A 21,289-nucleotide genomic window follows, 5' to 3' on the forward strand; every position below is an offset into this window, starting at 1 on the left:
TCAGGAGCACCGCGACGTGAAGGTGTGGCGCTTCCTCACCAACGACACGCTGCCGGGCGAGGTCGACCAGTTCATCGACAACGAGCTTCGCCCGCTGCACCCCGGCGTCACCATCGAGGTGTGGGGTCTCAAGATGCTTGCCGATGAGATCAGCAAGCTCAAGCGGGCGCAGGTCGACAGGATCATCGACGTCATCACGGTGGACGAGCCCGAGTTCGAGGTTGTCTTCCTCGACCACATCAAGACGGGTCGTGACCTCTGGCCGATCCTCTCCGGCAGCCTTGGGTGGTTGGAACACGAGGAGCCAGACGACTGCACCGACGAGGAGCAGGACCTCATTGACGGTGCTGTTCAAAGCTTCCGGGACTGGAGCGATATCTCAGGAGACATCGAGTTTTCTCGCTCCTCGGTACGGGATGCACAACGAAGCATCACGGCTATCTTGGATGAACTTGCAGAGAAGAGGCTCGCCCTCTACTCCGCGACGATGGACGACTACCCGCTTACTGGCGGCCCATCGCCGTACTTGGGAACGGTAGCTATCTTCAGAATAGTCCGAACGAAAGTGTAACTGGCAGCGTCGCAGGTACCCACTTAAAGGACCCGCCATATACGGGCCCTTTAAGTGGGATTGATTCTTAGCTTGTGTGCGCTTCAGGTGAACAGTACGCACAGCCATTAGACCGCACGTAATGGTTTATCCTGGCCTCGATAACCGCCGGTATGGCGTTGGAGTAAGCCCCCAGGTAAGCCTTGCTCACAATTAGCGGGAAGTACATACACCCCGAATGGTGCACCTCGTGGTCACCATTAGTTTGCTCATGGTCGTTGACATAGTAATCAGTCATACTGAAGTTCCTTGACACGCAATGTGCCGTTATTTTACCGCCCTCGTAAAAGAAAAGGCAGCGGTTTATTGACTTGCAGCCCGAAATGTTCTAAAATAGAATTAACCAATAAATTTGCGTATCAACAAAAATTGTGGTTACCGAGACCTAGGCTGCAACCCTAGGTCTCTATTGTTTTTGCGTCGTCATTACATGCTCACCTCCTTCTCGTCATCGGGGCCTAGGTATGCATCAAAAACAATAATAAACTCGGGATATTGCTCACGCAACTTGCCGATATCTTCTTTCACGGACTTAAAAGTAACCTGTCGAATTTCGTGCGTCGAGGCTTCTTGGCGACTTGCATTACCGCGCAAGATTCGTTCGCCCGCTTCTGTAAGGCGGATACCGCGAATAGTCCTCACACCCCGAACAGTGTCATAATCCTTCTCGACAAGGTCGAGGTGCTTTATACTCCCCAAGAGATTGTACAACCAACCTCTGTTCTTTTCTTTTGCGTTACCGCTTCGACCCGCATTTGACCATATAGCTTCAACAGTCACGTAATTAGAGGTAGTGTCACCAAAAAGGCGCTTAATCCAGGCGGCGGCAGTTTCTTGTGATAACGATTTAGACATGGCCTTATATTAACCCGGACGGTCTATGAAAAGCAATGGGTTTTTGTTATTTTTCATTATTTACAACAATTAGGGGTTGAGTATAGAGAGTCATAGAACGAGCCATCCCCATTAAAGCATGAGAAACTTGTTTTGCATGTCTGTGACTACAGCTAGAGAGACCATCTCTCGCAGTTCTTCATCAAACCCTTGGAAAAACCTCTCCAGTTCCAATAGGCGCACCCGCTCCTTTGCGACGAACACCACGTACGGGAAGTACTCATCCTCGCTCAATTCGACAGCATCCCAATATCCCGCAACCTTCTCCCGAATAACTCGCAGTGGCTCCGTCCCCAAATCGGCCTCAAGGAAGTAGCTGCTTCGCCGCCTCTGTGCCGGATACTCGACGCTCACGAAGAGATCCGCACGCACGCGTGGAGGAACAGCCCGTTCAACGGCCCAATCATGGATAACAAGCACCCCTTGTCGCTCCGCTCGTCGCAGCTCCAAATACATGTCCGCGATCATAAGAGAGTGGTTGTTCACTGCCCTAGAAAGCCGCCCATCAACGCCCAACAGCAACCGCCCCGCACGGCCGAGCTGGTACACGTACGCACCCGCCCCGCCCTTCTCCCCTGTCGCCCTCCGGCCAACGCGGGAAAGGTAACTGAGCTTCACCAACCGGCCCAGCACCCTATCCGGCACCGAGTGGGATCTATCTGAGAACAGCAGCTCTGTAATGTGCGTCGAAGCAAGCTGAGAGAAGGTGCGGGTGAGCTTGAGTACTTCAAAGTCGCGCTGGGCGAGCTCCACGGGTGGTTCCTCCGCCTAGATAGGCCCTGTCATCCTTCCTGGTCACAGGGTCAAAGGTGTAGGGGTAGACCTACGGCCGGCCTACCCCTGGCCTACGGGGCTCGCCTACACACCGAGTATTACGCGGGGTGCTTCATCATGAAGGCCCGAACACCCTCAATAAACAGCCGCACCTGTACCTGGTCGTAATCGGAGTAGTTTCCGTGAGCGGCCTTGTTCCTCAGATCCATCCAGGCCGTTATCTGCTTCTGCTGCAAGCCGTCGTAAACGCCCGCCTTCTTCAGGTCGGCGTTCATCGTGTCGGCCTTCTTGGGTGAGCCGTTGGGCATTGCGATATCGACGCCGTGCTTCACGCACAACGAGCGCACGTGAACTTCGAGGGACGTGCCCGTGATAACCGCCGCAGGGTCCTTGTATCCCTGGTCGAGAAGACCCTCAGCCATCTCCAGGTAGTCGCCGTACGTGTCGGCATGCACCAGCTCCACCACCGATGAGTACCAACCTGCGATGAGGTCGTCCCGTAGACCAATCGCGACGTGCTGCACTTCCAAGAACTTTTGAGGCTGCGGCAGAGCGCGTGCGTCATCAAGTTGTTTGATGTAGACGGTCCCGGCCAGCGCGCTACGCTCAATCGCCGATTCCAGGCGGTTTCCAAGGACGATGGCATCGGCAGGCATGTTGTACGGCTGGAGCCAGCCGTCACGTACCTCGTAGTTGCTCGCAGCTTTGATCAAGAAGTCAAGCTGGTCAACCATCTTCTGGATGTCTGCCACCGTGCTCCTCCGAGCGTGAGTGATCACGAGCGAACAGGTCAGGATACAGGCCAAGTTGGAGGACCACCAGCGATTACCTCAGGGCTGGTTGTAGCACCGCCGGGTCAGCAGTTCCGTACGTTCTCGACTCGCCGCAGCCAGGTTTCCGCCGACCCCGCCGCGTGGTCGAGGTCTTTTCGGATGTCCTCGCCAGCCAAAGAGGTCTCCATGTCCAAGATGGCTTCTTGGGCTTCGGTAAGATCCGGCAACCGACCAAGCTCCTTCTCGACGTCGCGCAGTGCCGACAGAAGGTAGTCGCAACTTCGGCGCAAGTACGCCACTTCTGACTGCGCGTTCTGAGTGCCCGGCATTACCCCTCCACCTTCGGGCCGCCGAACCGCCGCCTCTTAGGAGCAGTGGCCGGCTGCGCCTGGGTGCTCGGCTTCTTCCGCCCTTCCCTTCGCGCCCGGATCTCCGCTTCCACCTCTCCCCGTGGCCGTCCGTAGCGCTCGCGGGAAAGTCGGCGAACCGCGTCAGCGAAGCCGGTGGAGTCACTGGGCGGAAGCGTCACGCCAGAGAGCGGCGCACTCACCCCGTCCTCCGTTGCCAGGCGCATCAGGACCTCGAAGCGGCTGAGATTGAGGAAGTCGTCCTCACTCACGCTGCGGCCGAACTGGCGGGCAAAGTCCCGGGCTTCGTCCGCCGCCGTTTGGAAGACGACCTTCGAGCGACAATTATTTTGCGTTGCCGCCTGGAGTTCACGGGTGAGCTGGTCGAGGTGTTGGTGTGCGACCGTCACCGCCAGGCCGAGCGAACGCGCCTGAGCGAACCACTCTGACGCAGAGATCGGCAGGTTGATGAAGTCCTGGAACTCATCGAGGTACAGCTGTGTTGGGTTGGTCGGATCACACGCCCCGGCCTGGACAGCTCCCCAAATTCCGTTCAGTAGCAGGGAGCCGAAGAGCCCGGCCGTGTCCTTCCCCTCCGTTGCGCGACTGAGGTTGACAAGCAGAATCTTCCGCTCGCGTAGGAGCTTCGGAAGATCCACCGTGCTCCGGCCCTGCCCGAGGATGTTCCGCAGCGCCGGGCGGTTGTTGAGCTGCCAGATGCGATCCAGGATCGGTTGGAAGTGGGCGGTGCGCATCCGGTCATCGATGCTGCGCCACCAGTCGGCCAGTTCCTCGACGTGGGAAACACCTCGGATGAGGCGACGAGAAAAGTCCTCTTGTCTTGCCTGCGGCAAGGCGAGAGGCCCGATGTCCGCAAAGGACATCGGCTCCTCCGCACCCTGACTGAGCATGAGGGTCAAGATGAGGTGGTAGAAGCCTGCCCGTACCCGTACGCCCCTCGCGTCCTGCGGATACAGATGGTCGAAGAGCGCTTGGATACCAGCCGCTGCCAGGTATGGGCTGCCGGTCAGCAGGTTCCACCCCACCGGATGGTCGGTGTCACCAACGTCGAGCAGGACGACATCTTGAAGCCGCTGTTCTGGCACACGCTCCAGCGCCGCCTTGAACAGATCCCCCTTGCTTTCGACGAGGACGACCCCGCGGCCCGCCTTCATGTCCTGCTCGATGAGGTTCGTAAGCAGCGCCGTCTTACCGCTGCCAGTCGGGCCGACGACGTGAAGGTGCTGCGCTGAGAGAACGGGATCGAGGGCAAGCAGTCGCTCGGCACCAGGAAAGTTGGAGCGAGCGATCACCCGCCCTCGGGATGAAATCGCCCCTGTCGCCGCCAGCTGCCGCGTGCGTGGTCGTGGAAGCCCAGCGACATGCGGCGCCCCGATGGGCCACGCCAACAGCCCAGCAAGTTCGCTCGTCGCAAGACGGGATGGAAAGAGCAGCGGCGCTGCACCCCGTGAAACGCGTCGAGCTGCGCGACGAGGGGACACGAAGCGCCGCCTGAATCGAGTGCGATTGCCACTGACGCTCATGAGGGCATGCCGCAGACCAGACAGCAGCCGTGCTGCTCGGTCGTCGTCTGCGGCCTTCACCGCTACGCGGAGGACGCCGAGGAAGTTCGGCTCCTCGTGCTTAGCGGCCGTCTCCTTGTCGGAACGTTCACCCCGCCGCTGGCCGCTGCCGAAGAACGGCACCACCACCCCCGCGTCGGCCCCGAGGGGTTGGTGCGTTGGAACAGCCGGGGAGATCACCCACTGGAGAAGGAGCGCTTCTCGCCGAGCGAGGCCCTGCATCATGGCCAGGAGCCGAGCGGACATGAATGCGCCGTCCACCGTGCGAAGCCGACGCCGTGAATCCGTCGACCCAAGCTCCACCGCGGTCGTCCATACGTCGCCCTGTTCTTCCGTCCTCGCCGGCGTGACCGTAGAACCAGGGATCAGGGTGCGCAGCTGCGCCGTCACGAAGTTCGCCTGACCTCGCGGCACCCGGATGCGGTGCTGGATGCCGCGTTCATCCGCGCGGACTTCGAGGACGAGGGACGACACACCAACCAGCCGCCGCGGGCCGAGCTGGATCAAGCCGTTCACGGAGCCGAGCCATGTGACGACCTGGCGCTCGTCTAGCCCTGCCGGGAAGCCGAGAAGGAACGTCCGCAGCTTCTCGTCGTCTACCACCGCGAAGACCGGTGATACAGGAAGCCGAGCACCATCACGATGACGAGCGCGATCAGCAGTACCGGGATGAGCGGTTCAACGAGTAGCCACAGCATCCGAATCGCCATCACGCCAAGCAGCAGCATGACGAGCCACGCGCGGGCCTTCTTCACCTGGCACCTCTCCTAAAAATGATCGTTCCGGCGTAAAATGGAATGAGATATGACAAAAGAACAGCGGGAGTTGTGGGAAGCCGAGAAGCACGCAGTGCGTCAGCTTCGAGATGGCATGGGGATGGCGGTAGACCGCCCGATCATCGACACGGTCGCCGTTCTCCGGCTCCTGGGCTTTCACACGTACATGTCGTGCGGTGGTCACATTGACCGGGCGTTGGGGCCGTCGGTTTCGATCGCTTCCCCACACGCCGATGAACACCGTCGTCGTGCGCACGAAGCCGAGAAGCAAGGCGACCGCGAACAGGCCCGCCGTGCATGGCAGATGGTCGAGCGACACAATGCCGTCGAGCTTCGCCGCCTGGTGCTGCTGCTCGCCCGCTTCTACGACGGCCGGGAAGTTCCCCACGACCATCGGCTCGTCGCCCAGGGCTTCGGCCGGCTTCGGTATGACCTCGGCAGTCATTCCCGCGATCTGCTGCGGGTAGTACCTCGCAACCAGCGTCGCGCGCTCCTGGACAAGCAGCGCCAGGAGCTACGCGACTTCACCGATTTCCTGAAGGTCGAGCGCTTCAGCGCTCCCCGCTAGTCGTCAACGACGATGTACCCGTCGCTGCCACAGCGTTCACAGTCAATGGGGTCCTCATACGGTCCTGCGTCGTCAGGAACGACCAGGCCATTTCCGTTGCAGTCGGGGCATACTTCGTTGTGGGGCATCAGGCTTGCCCCTCCCGCTCGCGGTACAGCTTGTCGCCAACTTCTTGGATGAGCTCACCGTCGAGGACACCGAGGCGCATGGCCGTCTCGATCTGCCGTCTCCGCCTCGCCCTGTTGATGCGCGGCATCATCCGGAGCGCCAAGAACAGCGGCCCACCGACGACAGCCGCGAGGAACAGCAGCGTCACCACACACCCGACGAGGAACTGTTGGTCGTGGGTCACTGGCCGCTGCCCTTCATGAAGATGTCGCGGCCGAAGCTGAACCACTCGGTATCGATGGTCGTCTCCGTCAGCTTGTACTCGTCCTCCCCGATGACGTGCATCTCCCGGGTGGTCTGTCGCTGACGTTTCGTCTGCCCCTGCTCGAAGAACGGATGGTTCTCGAAGTAGCCGGCCAGCGCCGAAGGGTCGAGCCCGCGGGGCATCGGGAGGTTGCCGGTTGGTTGTGGCGTTTCACGGGACGGCAGTTGCCGGGCGAGTTCGTGGCCTGCTTGGTACGCCGCTTGGCTGGGGTCGGGTGGTTGGTAACGCTCAACTTCTCTGGCCAATGGATTGCTCCTTGCGTTCGGCCGCCTTTCGCGGCCTCCGCAACCACTGAAGCGCAGCAACCACCAGTCACCGAGCAAATGTTGGCGTCCTGCCATAATCTTGTGGCGCCACAGATTCCCCACACAGAGCCAACAAATGCGAGGTCAGACGGTGGATGAACTGGCTCTTCTGTTCAGTGAGCTTGAGCAGTTGAAGCAGAAGGTGGGCCTTACGGCAGCCCGGCTAGCCACCTTCCCAACACTGATGAAGCATCTTCACTCGGACAGCGAGACGACCGAAGACGCCGTGGAGCGGCTCAAGAAGTTCGCACAGATGATCGGCCACGACGAGCAGCGGGATGCCGTGCTCAATATTTTGGGGATTACAGGCAAGCAGGAGCCAAACGTAGGACTTCGCCGCAGCCGCCTACTGATCGCATATGGATGCTCGGAAAGTGTCAGGAGACGTGAGAAAGCAGGTCAATGGGACTTGGCCCGCATCATCCTGGAAAACTCTGTGTGCGGCGTGAATCTCGGTGCGGAAGTTCAACCACCAATTTCTCGCGCTCCAATTAAATGCTACCGTCTTGGGCTGTTCAGAAATACGGAGAGGGAAAAGCTAGAAGGTTACGCCGAGGGATTTATGGTGGCGGTATGCATTTTGGCGCTTACCCTTGACGCGTTGACCTTCGCGCCAACACTCAGCAGGTTGATCTCTGCGTAACTCGATGTTTAAATAAGTTCGGCCCAAATTGCTACTCTCCATATTTTCTGGCGCGGCGGTCCTTTCGCACGCTTAGCGAACGGACCGCCCTGCCAGAATCAATCATGGAGAGAGTTATGGCCTCTGCAACAGAGATCATGGGAATCCCTGCCGTAACCGAGGTTGTTGTTCATCAACGACGCCGTTACGGGGTGCATGAGACAGAGGGATACATGGCTGAAGGGTTTGACGCCAGTGAACCGGTCTACTTTATTGGAGGGCCGACGTTCGATCTCAAGGATGTCATGGCCGCCCAGACCGCTAACCGCACAACCCATGTTCAGCCGTGCACAGTAAATCTGCCCGGTGGAATCAATCGCCTCCTCCTGGTCGACGCACTAATCTCTCAACCCCCTCGTGAAAGATTCCCTCACGAAAAATTTCCGAACTACTATGTAGAGGGTTGGATGTTCGACGAGGGATTCAATCCCGCGACACACAGGTTTGATCGCGTTCGCATGTTGATGAGCATGGGCACTCCCGAGCGTCCTCGTCATGTTCAGGTGCAGCGAGTCTCCCAGAAACCAGATTTTCGTAAGCGCAGCAGGATCACCATTGTCGAGAGGCGGCTACACGAAGACGCCGCAACGGCATAACCCACACCGCCCCTGACAGCGAAGAACGCCCCCGCGTCCGCTGCGGGGGCATTTTTCAATCTTGTGAGTGACGACTTACCTCTATGCCCAAAGGTGTCAACTTGCTACACTCAGAAGAGTTTATTTAGACGTTACCAAGGGAGGACTTATGGCCGAGCTGATCCACATCCGTGGAGTAGATTTTCGCGGGTACAGAAAATTTTCCGTTGACCTTCGAGGTAATGGTCTCTTCCTTGTAGCCGGGCCAACTAACTCAGGTAAAAGTGCGTTTCTCTCCGCCTTCGACATCGTCGCCGGCCGTGAGTTTACGGATTCAGTTCGACATGCTCAAGGGTTCAACTCTCGCGTCACTGCTCGCTGGTCTCTAAATGATGAGGAAAGGGCCCTCATTCTTGGCCAGTCGGACGATCTTCACGGTCTTCTCGCGGACGCAGACACTGCCCACTGGATGGAGTGGGTATTTTCTGAACACGAAGGCTTCATTCGACCAACTCGGATTACGATCCAATGGGCATCGGAAGAACGCACTATCGCCTTGCTTCAATCACGTTCGCCCGGCTCCTTCGAGTTTTCTACTGCCGACTTTCCCTTGACGAACGAGGATCACGATCTGACCCAAAGAAGTTCAGGAGGTGGAAGTCATCCATCTGACACTCTCCATCATTTTCAGGGTTACGCGAGCGGCATCCCTCACAACATCCTCACGGAATGGCGGAAGGGTTACTTTCACTTTCAACCACTCCGCGAATCGGCAGGCCGGAAGGTTGCGCTTTCAGGTGTGACTCCACTCCTTGAAACCAACGGCTCGAATCTCGCAACGGTTCTACTTCACCTCTATACGAACCGGCCTGACGTTTGGCAGGAGTTGCAGACACATGTGACAAGCATCGTGCCAGATGTCGGCCAACTCATGGTTCCAGTGGAAAATACAAGTGTCGAGGTTGTTTTCAAGGACAGCTCTTCCGGCGTCCGGCACAACCTCAAAGACCTGGGCTCGGGCGTTGAGCAACTACTCATGTTGCTTGTCGTCGGCCTGACTGAATCAGCCAATGTCGTCCTGCTAGAAGAGCCGGAAACCGGACTGCATCCTAGTGCCCAGCGAGCGCTGTTGACCCTGCTTCAAACATGGTCGGCAGGTCGCCTGTTCTTGGCTTCCACTCACTCCGCCGCGCTTCTCGATTGGCATTCCCCTAACACGTCGGTGCTTGCCGTCTCCCGTACGGAGGGTAATTCCGCAGTTGCCCCTGTTACTACCGAGCGCACGACGCTCCTACAGGAGCTTGGCGTTCGGTTGAGTGATGTTCTCTCTGCTGAGCGCGTCCTCATCGTGGAAGGCCCGACAGACAAAGAAATTCTCGACACTTGGTTCCCGTCCGTCTTGAATAACCCCCGGATCGTCATCATTCGTGGGGGTGGCGGCTACAATGCTCGACACGCCAAGCTCTTCGCCGCTTGGCTCGACAAAGCAGATGGGGAGCTTGGTCAACGTCGCGTTCTCTACGTTCGAGACCGGGATGAGCTTTCCGCTGAATTCCTGGCCACATTGGAAGCATCGGAGAACGTCTACGTCCTGCCGTGCCGTGAGCTTGAGAATCTGATGCTCGACGATAAGGCAATCCAGACGGTCATCAACGCCGAGCGTGAACGGCTTGGCAAGGAGACAGTGACGGTCGAGGAGATTTCTTCGGCATCCCGTGAACTGGCTGACGAGCTTCAGCAAGTGGTCGTGTTGAAGCAGGCCATGGCAGACCTCGCGGACCCGATCCGGCTTGTCGATAATAAACTACGTGGCAAGTTGGCGAAGGAATCGGCAGACAAGGCGGCATTGTCCGCGGAAGTCTTGGCGCGTGTTCCTACCGCTGAGGAGATTGAAGAGAAGATCTCCTCAACATGGGAGCAGCATGAGAGGGAGGCTTCATCCAACTGGGATGCCGAATGGAAGAATCTCGCTCCTGGCGCAGATGTTCTGAACGGCTTGTGGACGAAATACCTGGATCGCGGCTACAAGAAGTCGAAGGACGGTCTTGCCCTCGCCGAAGCGATGGACGAGCCGCCGCAGGTACTGCGTGAACTGCTCGATAAGTTCATGCAGGAGAACTCGTAGAGCTTGAGTTAAAAACGAGAACGCCCTCGCATCCACAGCGAGGGCGTTCTTCGTTCTTGCGGGTGACGCTAGGCAACCTTGGCCTTGCCATACGCCTCCTTGATTTCCGCCGGGACACGGCCACGGTCGTTCACTTCGTAGCCGTTCTCCTTGGCCCACGCGCGAATCTGGGCAGTGTCGCCGCTGGAGGCTGCTGACGGCGAAGCCGCTCCACGCCTACCACCACGCGTCTGGCTCATCTTCCTGCCCTTGTCGACGTACGACTCAAGAGCCTTACGCAGCTTGGCAGCGTTCTTCTCGTTCAGGTCAATCTCGTAGGTCCTGCCGTCGAGGCCGAACACGATCGTCTCGGACGCCTCAGACCCGTCGAGGTCATCGAGCAGCTTGATAATGGTTTGCTGTGCCATCGTGAGTTCGTCCTTCGCCAGTGTTCAGAGTAAAACGCTTTGGATGTTGCTGACTTCTTATCAGCGCAACCCTACCGCCGCAACGTGGTTGGTGAATCTTCCGTGTTCGGTTCTCACCCAGACAGCAAAGAACGCCCCGTGTCTGCGTCGGGGGCGTTCTTCATGCTCTGGACTTTTTTCTGTATGTGAGCCACTTCAGTGAACCTCTGCGCCCCACCCTCGCGCCCGCTCGTGGAGGTAGCTGCAACCGTTCAAGCGGCCACGCTCGCCGCTTCGTCCTGAACCAATGCGACTGCTGCATCCGGAAGATGCAGAGGTGGCAGGCATACAGCGGCAGTGGCGTGTCCTGCGCCGTGATGTCACCCACCACCGCCACGGGAACACCGACCGCTTCGCAGCGGAAGCACGACCCACGAAACCAGTCGAACAGGTCCCATATCTGCTGTGACTTCATCGGTGGCTGACCGGGCCTTGGTGGAAGTGTCCTACGGTCAGCCGGCCACAGTGCTCAGGTCGCATCGTTTACCCGCGCGCACATCGTTGAGACGGTCGTCTCCATCAGGTACTCGAAGAGTGCCGATCGAGCTCGCTCCGCTACCGGCCCGTGCGCCCGGAGGCCATCGGGCAACGGCAACGGGGCATGCATCTCGTCAGAAGCCGCAGCTTCTATCGGTAGCCCGAGCGGCAGTTCAGCCGTGACGACCTTGCCGCCAACCATCGGGCGGAAGACGTTCCACTGCTTCACCAAGGCGTCGACCAGTAGTAGGCCGCGCCCACCTTCTGTGTCGGAGTCGGGCGTCCGACGTACCGGCGCTTCTTCCGCTCCGTCCCAGACCTCAACATGCACGCTTGCCTCGATGGCACGCAGCTGCACACCGACGACACGTTCAGGCTTGGCCTCGCCCGGCTTCGCCTTCGGGGCGATCACGGCGCTGGCCTTCACCGCGTTGGTGACGAGTTCACTCATCACGAGCGCAGCAGCCTCGGCGTGGTCGGTCAGTTTCCACTGCGACAGCGTGTAGTCGACGAACCTTCGCGACGTTGTGACCGCCATAGGAACAGCGACCAACCGGAGGGACGCCGACAGTAGAGGGATGGGCTTGACGTCGTTAGCGCTCATGACGTGACACCCCGCTGCTGAGCGGCGGTGCTCTGGATGATCCAGAGCCGTGCCCCAAGTTCCCGCTCGATGTGGTCGCGCATGGCCGCTTGCAGCCCGGGAAGCCTGGCGAAGTGCCACAGGGACGGCACGATGACGCACTTGACGTCGGTGGTCTTCAGGGCAGCCGTCAGCGCGAAGAAGGCGGATTCATCACTGGAGTCGAGTCGTTCGATGAACAGCCGCTCCAACTCGAAGCCTTCACGGAGCGTGTAACGCCGCAACTCCGTTTCAACTGCCTGGTTTTCATCTGGATCGTCGCTTGCGGCGAGCCGCATGTATCCGAACATGGCCGGTCGCATCCGTTCCTCCTGGGGGACTGGAGCGGTCGGCGAGCAGTGGCACGAGAGTGCCATCCGCCCGCCAACCTGCTTGCCAGAGAAGCGGGTTGACCTGCAAAGACACCACAGCAAACGTGCGGCACTCTTGTCGCATCCATGGGGGATTTACAGCGCTGGCCTGCACGAATGCCACTTGCGCGGCTATGGTGAAACCTCGCCCCGTACCGGAGGGATGGGCGATGGCAGCGAAGCGGATGGGTCTCGTCCGGCGTCGTAAAGCGGCAGGCCACACCCAGGAGAACCTTGCCGAGTTTCTTGGCGTCGAGCGTTCGACAGTAGGTCGCTGGGAGTCTGCCGAGACGGAGCCGCAAGCATGGTTACGGCCAAAGCTGGCGCGAGCCCTCAAGGTGTCGAACGAGGAACTTCAAGCGCTCCTCGATGACATCACCGTCACCGACGCTCAACTCGGCGAGCGGATGACGTACGCCCTAGAAAATCCAGCATCGGCCGACCTCATGGTCGTTGCCTACCTCCACGAGCAGTTGCGGAAGTTGGATGAGTCGTACGACCAAGAGGCGTCGACGGCGCTGCTTGGTCGCGCCGGTCAACTGCACGGCCAGGTGCGCTTCCTCCGTAAGAACGTGGCGAACCCGCGTGTTCGCCGGGCCCTCTATGAAGTCGAAGCCGATTCAGCGACGATCATGGGGCAGCTGGTGTGGGACGTTTCTCAGCGCCGCGACCACCACGCACCGGTTCAGTACTTCAAGGAAGCCGTCAGTGCTGCCCGTCATGCGCGTGACCCCTCGATGGAGGCGTACGCCACGCTGCGGATGAGCTTCGTTGCACTCTACGGCGAGAAGAACCCAGTGCGAGGAGCGGCTCTCGCCGAGCAGGCAGCCGATGTCGCTCAAGCGATCAGCCCGGCGCTTACTGGGTTGAGTCTGCTTCACGTTGCCGAGGGCCACGCTATGACCGGTGCACTCAGCGAGTGCGAAGCCGCCTTGAAGAAGGCTGACGCTCAGTTCGACCGCGCCCACCCCGATGATCTGGCGGCACCCTTCTACACGGTCAACGAGTACAACCGGCTCGCAGGCAGCTGTTATCTGTTCCTCGATCTTCCTGAACGTGCCGAACCCATCCTGCGCATGACTTCACGAGCGCTGGCTAGCAAGAAGAAGTCTCAAGCCATCGCGCTGGGGAACCTGACGTTGGCGCTCATCCGTCAAGGCAAGCTGGACGAGGCGGCGAGTGTCATGCACCGCACCATTGATGCCGTGGAGCTGACGCGCGGCGGTGGCGGTCTTAATCTGGCGTTCTCTGCCGGGCGGGAGCTGCGGCAGTGGCGGAGCGAACCATGGGCGCAGGAGATCAACGATCGGCTGCTCGCCCTGATGTAGAACGGGTGGAGCGTTGACGGACATCGACCAGGCGAAGCAGGCCGTACGCGAGCAGGTGTGGCGACGACTCATCGACGGCGGCGGAGCACCGGCTGATTCGTACGGGAAGATTCCCGGCTTCTACGGTTCGGAGGCGACAGCCGAACAGCTGGCAACCCTGGACGAGTGGCGGCGTGCTGGCACCGTCAAGGCAAACCCTGACTGGGCACAGCTTCCCGTTCGTGTGCGTGCCCTCAAAGACGGCAAGCGGGTGTATATGGCCGTGCCGCGTATGGCCAGCCCCCAACCCTTCTACCTGCTCGACCCCAAGGCGCTCACCATTTCGCCCGAGGAGGCTGCCGACAAGAAGGGCGCTGCTCAGGTTGCCCGCCGCGTCGGCGTTGAAGAGGTCGAGCCGATCGACATCGTGGTGTGCGGCAGCGTGGCCGTGAACCGTTCGGGAGCACGTATCGGCAAGGGTGCCGGGTACTCCGACCTTGAAGTTGCGCTTCTCATCGAAGCCGGCCTGGTGACTGAGAAGACAGTGATCGTGGCACCGGTGCATGAGCTTCAAGTCATCGAAAACGACATCCCCGAGACGGAGCACGATTTCTCGGTGGACTACATCGTCACCCCCGGCGAGGTGATCGCTTGCCCCAACCGCCGACGACCGCGCGGGTTGGTGTGGGATGACCTGACGCCCGAAAAGATCGCGGCGATTCCGGTGCTGGCGCAGCGCAAACCCGCGTAGGCGAACCGGCCGTAAGACTGACACAAGAAGCGCTCGATCCGCCGCCGTTGGTCGGGCGCTTCTTCGCGTTCTGATCTTGTCGTTGATTGACGCGCAGGCGCGTCTATGTGCGTCCCCTGGCGATGCCTCGCAGGACCCCAGGGAGCCTCAGAAAAGGGCTGCTGACCTGCACGTTTACTGACCGGCGCGGACTGCCAATCGGGCCGTCTGGCAGGTAGACTTACCCCTGTCGGAATGGGTGCATAGCCAGACCTTTGACTACTCGGAGGTGACCATCCCCGCGTCCCTCCGCGCCGCCCGTGCCCTGCACACCTGGAAACGCAGCCGCGCCCGTACCGCCTTGTGCATCTCGACCCCCGTGAGGTTCCGTTCCGTTGACCAGCTGACTACCTGCCGTGCGTCGACCACTCGCGGCCCACGCCCCCTACTTGCCGTCGCTTTCGCCTCTCCTCATCCACCACCTCCTCCCAGCGCCCCGTCCGCCAGCCCGATGACCACGGGCAGCACGCCCACCGCGATGAACGCGGGCAGGAAGCACAGCCCGACCGGCGCGGCGACCATGACGGCCGCCCTCCGCGCCCGTGCCGTCGCCTCACGCGTCCAGTCGGCGCGGGCGTCAGCGGCGAGCCTGGCCACCGGTCCGGCCGCGGGAAGCCCGGAGACGCCGGCCCGTTCCAGCAGTCGCGCCAGGGTTCCGGCGCCCGGGGTCGAGGCGAGCCTTCGCCAGGCCTCGCCCGGTTCGCCGCCGAGCCGCACCTCTGCGGCGCCCCGCGCCAGCCCTTCTCCGACAGGACCGCCAAGGGCTTCACCCACGGCCTGCGCCGCGACCACGGGACCGGCGCCCGCCGCGATGCAGGCCGCCAAGAGGTCAGCGGCGAGGGGGAGTTGTCGAGCCGCCTCTCGGGCGTCGTTCTCCGCCTCGGTGCCGGCCGCCGCCTGCCGGAGCCGCCAACGCCACAGCCCGACCGCGGCAACCGACCCCGCCACCGCACCGGCGACCCCACCGACCAGAAGCCACACGGCACACGCCACCCCCACCATCGGCAGCCATCGCCGAGCGACGTCCCGCGCTTCGATGCGCGGCCCCTTGGACGGCTCCCCGACCGTCGCCAACAGCCCGGCCAACCGCCGCCGCACCCTCCGCTCCCGCCGCACCGACTCCAGCCACCGCACCAGCCATCCGAGGACGAGCACCATCCCCACGGCCACCCCCAGCCTGTGGACAACTTCCGCACTCACGCCACCGTCTCCCTCCCGAGACCTCTGCCGACTCCCGCTTCTCCCACCACGTCCGCCCTCGGCCGACGCCCACCGGGCCAGCCGGCCCCCCGCCGACCTTCGGCGCGTCGGCCCACCCAGTCGGCGCCCTGCCGCCCCGCCCCTCGTCCTCGGCCGGCTCCCGCCCCGCCCTTTCCTTCGCGGCCGACCGTCCGCTTCCTCAGCCGTAGCCCTCACACCGCCTCCGCTCCCCGCACGATCCGCATCGCCCACCACATCCCCAGCCCTTCCAGCAGGCCACCGGCCAACAGGCAGCCCAGTCCCGCCCCGGTGTGCAGCAGTACGTGCAGCGGATCCGCGCCAAGGGCCGTACCGAGAGCGAGGCCCAGGACCGGCAGGCCGGCAAGCATCACCGCCGTCGAGCGGGCGCCCGCCAGCTGCGCCCGCAGGTCGGCCCGTTGATCACGCTCTGCGCGCAATGCCCCTTCGAGTCGGTCGAGTCCGGCCGCGAGTCCCGCGCCCTGGTCCACGGCAACCCGCCAGCAAGCCGCAAGCCCCAACAACCCCTCGGCACCCGGCTCTCGCGCGGCACCAGCGAGCGCGGCCGGGACATCCCCGCCAAACCGCGCCGCCGCCAACACCGCCGCCTCAGCCTCACCGAGGCCGCCGAGGCCTGCGAGCCCACCGAAGTCCGGCACCCCCGCCCGCACACGACCGAGCCCTTTTGGTTCCCGCACCCCCGACCTCACGTCACCAGGCCCGCCGACGCCTCGCGCCCCTGCCGGCACGTACAGCCCGCCGATATCCCGCACCGCCCCCGCCCGCACGTCACCGAGCCCACCGGCCTCCCGAACCGCCCGCAGCAACGCCTCCCCGGGCTGCCGCCCGGCCCGCACCTCCCCCGCGAGCGCCCCGCACAACGCGATCACCGCGTCACCTCGACGCTCCCGCGCGCGCCGTGTCTCACTCGCCAGCCGAACCCGCCGCAGCAACGGCACCCCGGCCGCCCCCGCGACGATCGGCAGCACAGAGGAGCCCCACACCGCCAGCGCCAGCCCTACGGCCAGCGCCCACCACTCGGCGCGCAGCCGCCTCCGAATCCGCCGCAGCCCTCGAGCCATTTGCCCCCACGTGGGCGGTCCGGCCCCCACCACGCCACCACCCGCGAGCAGCAACTGCGCCCTCCGCGCGCCCGAGTGCCGCCCACCGAACAGCCAGACAGCAGCCCCGGCACACGCCACAGCCGCCCCCATCGATGTCCCGTTCATCTCGCCCATTCCACCGATTCCGCTCACCACCCCGCCCCCTCCACAGCCAGTCCGTTCACAGGCGTCGGCACGCCCACCAACTCGCCTGTCCCGGACGAACCACACCCCTCCCCCGCATCGCGCAAGCCGCACTCATCCCGAATCAACCCCCGCAACCGCTCCCACCCCCGCTCGTACGCGAACCCCTCCGCGCTCCATCGCAGCGCCGGCACCGTCCGCACCAACCCCGTCGGATCCCGCTCCAGCACGTGCACCTCGGCGATCCGGCGCCGCCCTGTCCGGTCGCGTACGAGGTGCAGTACGACCGACAGCGCGGCCGCCAACTGGCTGTGCAGTGCGGCCCGGTCGAGCCCGGCGGCCGTACCCAGCGCCTCCAGCCGGGCCGGCACATCGGCTGCCGCGTTCGCGTGCACGGTCCCGCAGCCGCCCTCGTGGCCGGTGTTCAACGCGGCCAGCAGATGCACCACTTCGGGCCCGCGCACCTCCCCCACGACCAGCCGGTCCGGCCGCATCCGCAGCGCCTGCCGGACCAGGTCCTCGAGCGTGACGAGGCCCGCGCCCTCCTGATTGGCGGGTCTGCTCTCCAGCCGTACGACGTGCGGATGGTGCGGCCTGAGTTCCGCCGAGTCCTCGGCGAGCACGATCCGCTCGTCCGGCCCGACGAGCCCCAACAGGGCGCTCAGCAACGTCGTCTTGCCACTGCCCGTGCCGCCGCTGATGAGGAAGGACAGCCGTGCCCGGAGCAGCGCCCGCAGCAACCGGTCCCCGCCCGGCGGCACCGTGCCCGCCGCCATGAGCTCGTCGAGAGTGAACGCCCGCGGCCGTACGACCCGCAGGGACAGGCAGGTGCAGCCGACGGCGACCGGGGGCAGCACCGCATGCAGCCGGGTCCCGTCGGGCAGCCGGGCGTCGGCCCAGGGCCGCGCGTCGTCGAGCCGGCGTCCGGCCACCGAGGCCAGGCGCTGCGCGAGCCGTCGTACGGCAGCCGCGTCCGGGAAGGCGACGGTGGTCAGCTCAAGGCCACCGCCACGGTCCACCCAGACCCGGTCGGGGGCCGACACCAGTACGTCGGTCACCGACGGGTCGGCGAGCAGCGGTTCCAGCGGACCGCTTCCGACCAGCTCGGACCGCAACTGTTCGGCAGCGCTGAGGACTTCCGCGTCTCCGAGCACCCGCCCCTGTTCCCGCAACGCCTGCGCCACGCGCGCGGGTGTCGGTTCCGCCCCGCTCTCGACCAGCCACTGCCGCACCCCGTCGAGCAGCCCCGGCGACAGGTCCGCACTGCTCGCCCCAACGGAAGTCGCGCCGCCGGCGAGCCACCGCCCGGAGGCAGCCCCACCGCCCAGCCCCGGCTCTGGCACATCCCCACCAGACACCCACCGCCCGGACGCAACCCCACCAGCCGGCCCCGGCTCGGACACAGCCTCACCGCCCGGCACCCTCCCGAACGCAGCCCCACCAGACACCCACCGCCCGGACGCAACCCCACCACCCAGCCCCGGCTCAGACGCGACCTCACCGGCCACCCACCGCCCGGACGCCCCCCTCACCGCGCCACCGCCCCGCCCAGCGGGGACCCCCTCAAGTTCAGAGAACGTACTCACGCGGCACCCGCCTCCATCAGCGCCCGCTCCCAGAACTGCTTGCAGAAGCGCGCGAGCGGCCCCCGCGCGGCCGCGCCCGGAGGCGCCTGGCTCCCGTGCGGACGTTGCAGCGCGGACTCCACCGGCACCTCACCGGCCAGGGGCAGTCCGAGCAGCCGGGCCACCTCGCGGTCGTCGAGCCCGGGGGTGTACGGCCCGCGGACGGCGACCCTCAGGTCGCGCAGGACCATGCCGACGGCAGAGGCCACCCGGCCCGCCGCGGCGACGGCGCGCAGCTCCGAGGGGACCACGAGGAGCCCCACGTCGAGCTGGGCGAGAACCTCGGCGACGCCGTCGTCGATACGGCGTGGCAGGTCGACGACGACCGTCCCGCCCCGGCGCCTGGCCGCGGCCAGCACCGCCCGGACGGCCTGGGGCGGGACGGCGACGCAGTCGCCGCGGTCCCAGCTCAGCACGCGCAGGGAGTGCAGACGCGGTAGCGACTCCTCCAGGGCGCCCCCGCCGACCCGGCCGCGCGAGGCGGCGAACGCGGGCCAGCGCAGGCCTTCTGCGCTCTCGCCGCCAAGGAGTACATCGAGTCCGCCGCCCAGAGGATCGGCGTCCACAAGGAGCGTGCGCAGTCCCTCACGCGCGGAGGTGACGGCGAGCGCGCAGGCGAGCGTGGACGCTCCGGCCCCACCCCGGCCACCGATGACGCCGACCGTGAGGGCGGGCCGGCCGATGCCTTCGGCGACGTCGGCGATGCGGTCGACCAGCCACTGCTCGCCGTCGGGCAGCATCAGGACGTGGTCGGCGCCGATCTCGACGGCCCGCTGCCAGACACCGGGGTCGTCCTGGTCGCGGCCGACCAGCACCACTCCGCGCCTGCGTGCGGCCCCGCGGACGCGCCGTGAGGCGTCGTCGCCGACCAGCACGAGGGGCGCGGCCTCCCAGTTGCCTCTGTTGTCCGGCATCCCGTGGTGGACCTCGGGTGTGGCGCCGGCTGCCGCGCACAGGCGCAGCAAATCATCGAGCAGTTCGGCGTCTTCGGTCACGATCAACGGCTTGCCCTGCCGCCCTCCGGCGGCGGGCGGCGGATCGTGTGTGACGGCTGCGGCCACGGTGTCCATCCCCCTTCCGCGGGGCCACCACGGCCCCGCGATTCCCAAACGTGTGAAGAACCGGCAACCGGCCTCCATATGAACGGCCGATACCGACCGGCCAAACGCGCCCGACAAACCGGAACCAGCCATGAACTCGGTGCGAGCCGGATGCGTGGGAATCACGGTGCAGGGATCCCGGAAATCTTGTGGATCTTGGTCGATATCTGTGGACAACTCAACGGCTGTGAATATCACCGTCACCCAAACCGGTGACCGCTGTACCACCCGCTGTGCGACTTCCGCAGAGCAGCGCGACGACTACAGAACGTGACGGATCATGGGCATGCGGAAGAGGCGGCCGCAGCCGCCTCAACGCGGCCCCGCGGCCGCTTACTGAAGGGGAAAACCCACCCGGACATGCGACGACCCCCGCCGGGGGGGAGAGCGGGGGTCGTCTCCACGGCCGACTCGGGGGGGGAGGAGTCGGACCGGGTTAGCACGGTCGCGAACGATCCGTGACTTCCATGGTGTACCCGAGAGGCCTCTCAGGCAAACCCACGCGCCCACCTTACGCCGAATGGGCTGCGCCTATGCTCATGGTTGTGGAAAACCACTCCTTGCCCCGCACAGCGGCCTTCTTTGACCTGGACAAGACGGTCATTGCGAAGTCGAGCACGCTCACCTTCAGCAAGTCCTTCTACCAAGGCGGGCTGATCAACCGCAGGGCCGCCTTGCGTACCGCATATGCCCAGTTCGTCTTCCTGGTGGGTGGCATGGACCACGACCAGATGGAGCGGACCCGCGAGTACCTGTCCGCACTCGTGCGCGGCTGGAACGTCCAGCAGGTCAGAGAGATCGTCGCCGAGACGCTCCACGAGCTCATCGACCCGATCATCTATGACGAGGCCGCCTCCCTCATCGAGGAGCACCACACCGCCGGACGCGACGTTGTCATCGTGTCCACGTCCGGTGCCGAGGTGGTCGAGCCGATCGGCGAGATGCTGGGCGCGGACCGCGTGGTGGCCACCCGCATGGTGGTGGGCGACGACGGCTGCTTCACCGGGGAGGTGGAGTACTACGCGTACGGCCCGACGAAGTCCGAGGCGATCAGGGAACTGGCCGAGTCGGAGGGGTACGACCTCGCGGGCTGCTACGCCTACAGCGACTCGGCGACCGACCTGCCGATGCTGGAGTGCGTCGGTCACCCCCACGCGGTGAATCCCGACCGCGCGCTGCGTCGTGAGGCGCTCGCGCGCGGGTGGCCGATTCTGGATTTCCACCGGCCGGTCCGGCTCAAGAAGCGGCTGCCCGCCTTCTCCGTCCCGCCCCGTCCGGCGCTCGTCGCGGTCGCGGCGGTGGGCGCCGCGGCGGCCACCGCGGGCCTCGTCTGGTACGCCAGCCGGCGCCGCGCCGCTCCGGCCTGACCATGCCACGACCCGCTTAATGTCCGTTTGACACTAAAAGTAAAGAAGTGCTGCCTGGGCTTCCGCTTGCCCCGGTCCAGGAGTACAAAGGGGTTAACGGCCCGCGAGACCAAGGACATCCGAAAGGATCACCTTAAGAACGCAATTTGGCCCCACGGACCGAGCATGAACACCGGGCACCCACGCGACGTCGACCCGTCGATTACGGGCCAGCCGCACCAGGGACGGGCAAAGTTCCCGACCTGATGGGCATTATTCGAGGACGCTTGGTACC

23 protein-coding genes are annotated in these 21,289 nt (G+C 63.8%); 8 read left to right on the forward strand and 15 right to left on the reverse strand.

Annotation, left to right across the window (positions count from 1 at the left end):
• On the forward strand, positions 1–571 hold a 571-nt coding region (locus tag KUM49_RS37090; protein WP_217241372.1), incomplete at its 5' end, for a hypothetical protein.
• 465 nt (positions 572–1,036) lie between these two features.
• On the opposite strand, the gene KUM49_RS37095 is transcribed toward KUM49_RS37090, so the two are convergent.
• From KUM49_RS37095 to KUM49_RS37120, 6 genes are all read right to left on the reverse strand, one after another.
• On the reverse strand, positions 1,037–1,465 hold the full coding sequence (locus KUM49_RS37095) for a hypothetical protein (protein ID WP_217241373.1): 429 nt from the start codon (positions 1,463–1,465) through the stop codon (positions 1,037–1,039).
• A 111-nt stretch (positions 1,466–1,576) separates the two neighbouring features.
• Positions 1,577–2,257: a replication-relaxation family protein gene (locus KUM49_RS37100; protein WP_217241374.1), complete on the reverse strand. Its 681-nt coding sequence runs from the start codon at positions 2,255–2,257 to the stop codon at positions 1,577–1,579.
• 119 nt (positions 2,258–2,376) lie between these two features.
• The gene (locus tag KUM49_RS37105; RefSeq protein ID WP_217241459.1) at positions 2,377–3,030 is read right to left on the reverse strand and encodes a hypothetical protein; all 654 of its coding nucleotides are present in this window, start codon (positions 3,028–3,030) and stop codon (positions 2,377–2,379) included.
• Positions 3,031–3,134: 104 nt separating this feature from the next.
• On the reverse strand, positions 3,135–3,380 hold the full coding sequence (locus tag KUM49_RS37110; RefSeq protein ID WP_217241375.1) for a hypothetical protein: 246 nt from the start codon (positions 3,378–3,380) through the stop codon (positions 3,135–3,137).
• Positions 3,380–5,584, reverse strand: a complete 2,205-nt coding sequence (locus KUM49_RS50420) for a type IV secretory system conjugative DNA transfer family protein (RefSeq protein ID WP_217241376.1) — start codon at positions 5,582–5,584, stop codon at positions 3,380–3,382. Before KUM49_RS50420 ends, KUM49_RS37110 begins: the two co-directional genes overlap by 1 nt.
• On the reverse strand, positions 5,578–5,736 hold the full coding sequence (locus KUM49_RS37120) for a hypothetical protein (RefSeq protein WP_217241377.1): 159 nt from the start codon (positions 5,734–5,736) through the stop codon (positions 5,578–5,580). The genes KUM49_RS50420 and KUM49_RS37120 overlap by 7 nt, the downstream gene beginning before the upstream one ends.
• A 49-nt stretch (positions 5,737–5,785) precedes the next feature.
• On the opposite strand from KUM49_RS37120, the gene KUM49_RS37125 reads away from it, so the two are divergent.
• A complete protein-coding gene (locus tag KUM49_RS37125) occupies positions 5,786–6,325 on the forward strand; it encodes a hypothetical protein (protein ID WP_217241378.1) in 540 nt (179 codons plus the stop codon).
• A gap of 127 nt (positions 6,326–6,452) precedes the next feature.
• On the opposite strand, the gene KUM49_RS37130 is transcribed toward KUM49_RS37125, so the two are convergent.
• Both KUM49_RS37130 and KUM49_RS37135 read right to left on the reverse strand, forming a co-directional pair.
• Positions 6,453–6,677, reverse strand: coding sequence for a hypothetical protein (locus KUM49_RS37130; RefSeq protein ID WP_217241379.1), 225 nt, complete (start codon positions 6,675–6,677; stop codon positions 6,453–6,455).
• Positions 6,674–7,003 carry a hypothetical protein gene (locus KUM49_RS37135; RefSeq protein WP_217241380.1) on the reverse strand — a complete coding sequence of 110 codons (330 nt, stop codon included), beginning with the start codon at positions 7,001–7,003 and terminating at the stop codon, positions 6,674–6,676. The genes KUM49_RS37130 and KUM49_RS37135 overlap by 4 nt, the downstream gene beginning before the upstream one ends.
• A gap of 151 nt (positions 7,004–7,154) precedes the next feature.
• On the opposite strand from KUM49_RS37135, the gene KUM49_RS37140 reads away from it, so the two are divergent.
• The 3 genes from KUM49_RS37140 to KUM49_RS37150 all read left to right on the forward strand — a co-directional run bounded on the left by KUM49_RS37140 (position 7,155) and on the right by KUM49_RS37150 (position 10,445).
• Positions 7,155–7,706 carry a hypothetical protein gene (locus tag KUM49_RS37140; protein WP_217241381.1) on the forward strand — a complete coding sequence of 184 codons (552 nt, stop codon included), beginning with the start codon at positions 7,155–7,157 and terminating at the stop codon, positions 7,704–7,706.
• 116 nt (positions 7,707–7,822) lie between these two features.
• Positions 7,823–8,341 carry a hypothetical protein gene (locus tag KUM49_RS37145; RefSeq protein ID WP_217241382.1) on the forward strand — a complete coding sequence of 173 codons (519 nt, stop codon included), beginning with the start codon at positions 7,823–7,825 and terminating at the stop codon, positions 8,339–8,341.
• Positions 8,342–8,489: 148 nt separating this feature from the next.
• Positions 8,490–10,445 carry an AAA family ATPase gene (locus KUM49_RS37150; protein WP_217241383.1) on the forward strand — a complete coding sequence of 652 codons (1,956 nt, stop codon included), beginning with the start codon at positions 8,490–8,492 and terminating at the stop codon, positions 10,443–10,445.
• 68 nt (positions 10,446–10,513) lie between these two features.
• Here the strand turns inward: KUM49_RS37150 and KUM49_RS37155 are convergent, their stop codons facing one another.
• From KUM49_RS37155 to KUM49_RS37165, 3 genes are all read right to left on the reverse strand, one after another.
• Positions 10,514–10,852, reverse strand: a complete 339-nt coding sequence (locus KUM49_RS37155) for an Lsr2 family protein (RefSeq protein ID WP_217241384.1) — start codon at positions 10,850–10,852, stop codon at positions 10,514–10,516.
• Positions 10,853–11,360: 508 nt separating this feature from the next.
• Positions 11,361–11,972 carry an ATP-binding protein gene (locus tag KUM49_RS37160; protein WP_254402367.1) on the reverse strand — a complete coding sequence of 204 codons (612 nt, stop codon included), beginning with the start codon at positions 11,970–11,972 and terminating at the stop codon, positions 11,361–11,363.
• Positions 11,969–12,313, reverse strand: a complete 345-nt coding sequence (locus KUM49_RS37165) for a recombinase family protein (protein ID WP_217241385.1) — start codon at positions 12,311–12,313, stop codon at positions 11,969–11,971. Before KUM49_RS37165 ends, KUM49_RS37160 begins: the two co-directional genes overlap by 4 nt.
• A 218-nt stretch (positions 12,314–12,531) precedes the next feature.
• Here KUM49_RS37165 and KUM49_RS37170 point away from each other — a divergent pair, with 218 nt between their 5' ends.
• Complete coding sequence (locus KUM49_RS37170) at positions 12,532–13,689, forward strand: helix-turn-helix transcriptional regulator (RefSeq protein ID WP_217241386.1); 1,158 nt, start codon at positions 12,532–12,534, stop codon at positions 13,687–13,689.
• Positions 13,690–13,702: 13 nt separating this feature from the next.
• Positions 13,703–14,419 (forward strand): 5-formyltetrahydrofolate cyclo-ligase, encoded by a 717-nt coding sequence (locus KUM49_RS37175; RefSeq protein WP_217241387.1) that lies wholly within the window; start codon positions 13,703–13,705, stop codon positions 14,417–14,419.
• A 450-nt stretch (positions 14,420–14,869) separates the two neighbouring features.
• Here KUM49_RS37175 and KUM49_RS37180 read toward each other — a convergent pair whose 3' ends face one another.
• The 4 genes from KUM49_RS37180 to ssd all read right to left on the reverse strand — a co-directional run bounded on the left by KUM49_RS37180 (position 14,870) and on the right by ssd (position 19,618).
• The gene (locus tag KUM49_RS37180; RefSeq protein ID WP_217241388.1) at positions 14,870–15,658 is read right to left on the reverse strand and encodes a type II secretion system F family protein; all 789 of its coding nucleotides are present in this window, start codon (positions 15,656–15,658) and stop codon (positions 14,870–14,872) included.
• A 212-nt stretch (positions 15,659–15,870) separates the two neighbouring features.
• Positions 15,871–16,914 (reverse strand): type II secretion system F family protein, encoded by a 1,044-nt coding sequence (locus KUM49_RS37185; protein ID WP_374200247.1) that lies wholly within the window; start codon positions 16,912–16,914, stop codon positions 15,871–15,873.
• 14 nt (positions 16,915–16,928) lie between these two features.
• The gene (locus KUM49_RS37190) at positions 16,929–18,179 is read right to left on the reverse strand and encodes a TadA family conjugal transfer-associated ATPase (RefSeq protein ID WP_254402380.1); all 1,251 of its coding nucleotides are present in this window, start codon (positions 18,177–18,179) and stop codon (positions 16,929–16,931) included.
• Between the two features lie 326 nt (positions 18,180–18,505).
• On the reverse strand, positions 18,506–19,618 hold the full coding sequence (ssd, locus tag KUM49_RS37195; protein WP_217241389.1) for a septum site-determining protein Ssd: 1,113 nt from the start codon (positions 19,616–19,618) through the stop codon (positions 18,506–18,508).
• A 563-nt stretch (positions 19,619–20,181) separates the two neighbouring features.
• Here ssd and KUM49_RS37200 point away from each other — a divergent pair.
• Positions 20,182–21,015 carry an HAD family phosphatase gene (locus tag KUM49_RS37200; RefSeq protein ID WP_217241390.1) on the forward strand — a complete coding sequence of 278 codons (834 nt, stop codon included), beginning with the start codon at positions 20,182–20,184 and terminating at the stop codon, positions 21,013–21,015.
• Positions 21,016–21,289: the final 274 nt, after the last annotated feature.

Source organism: Streptomyces sp. AC555_RSS877, from assembly GCF_019049245.1.
GTDB lineage: Bacteria > Actinomycetota > Actinomycetes > Streptomycetales > Streptomycetaceae > Streptomyces.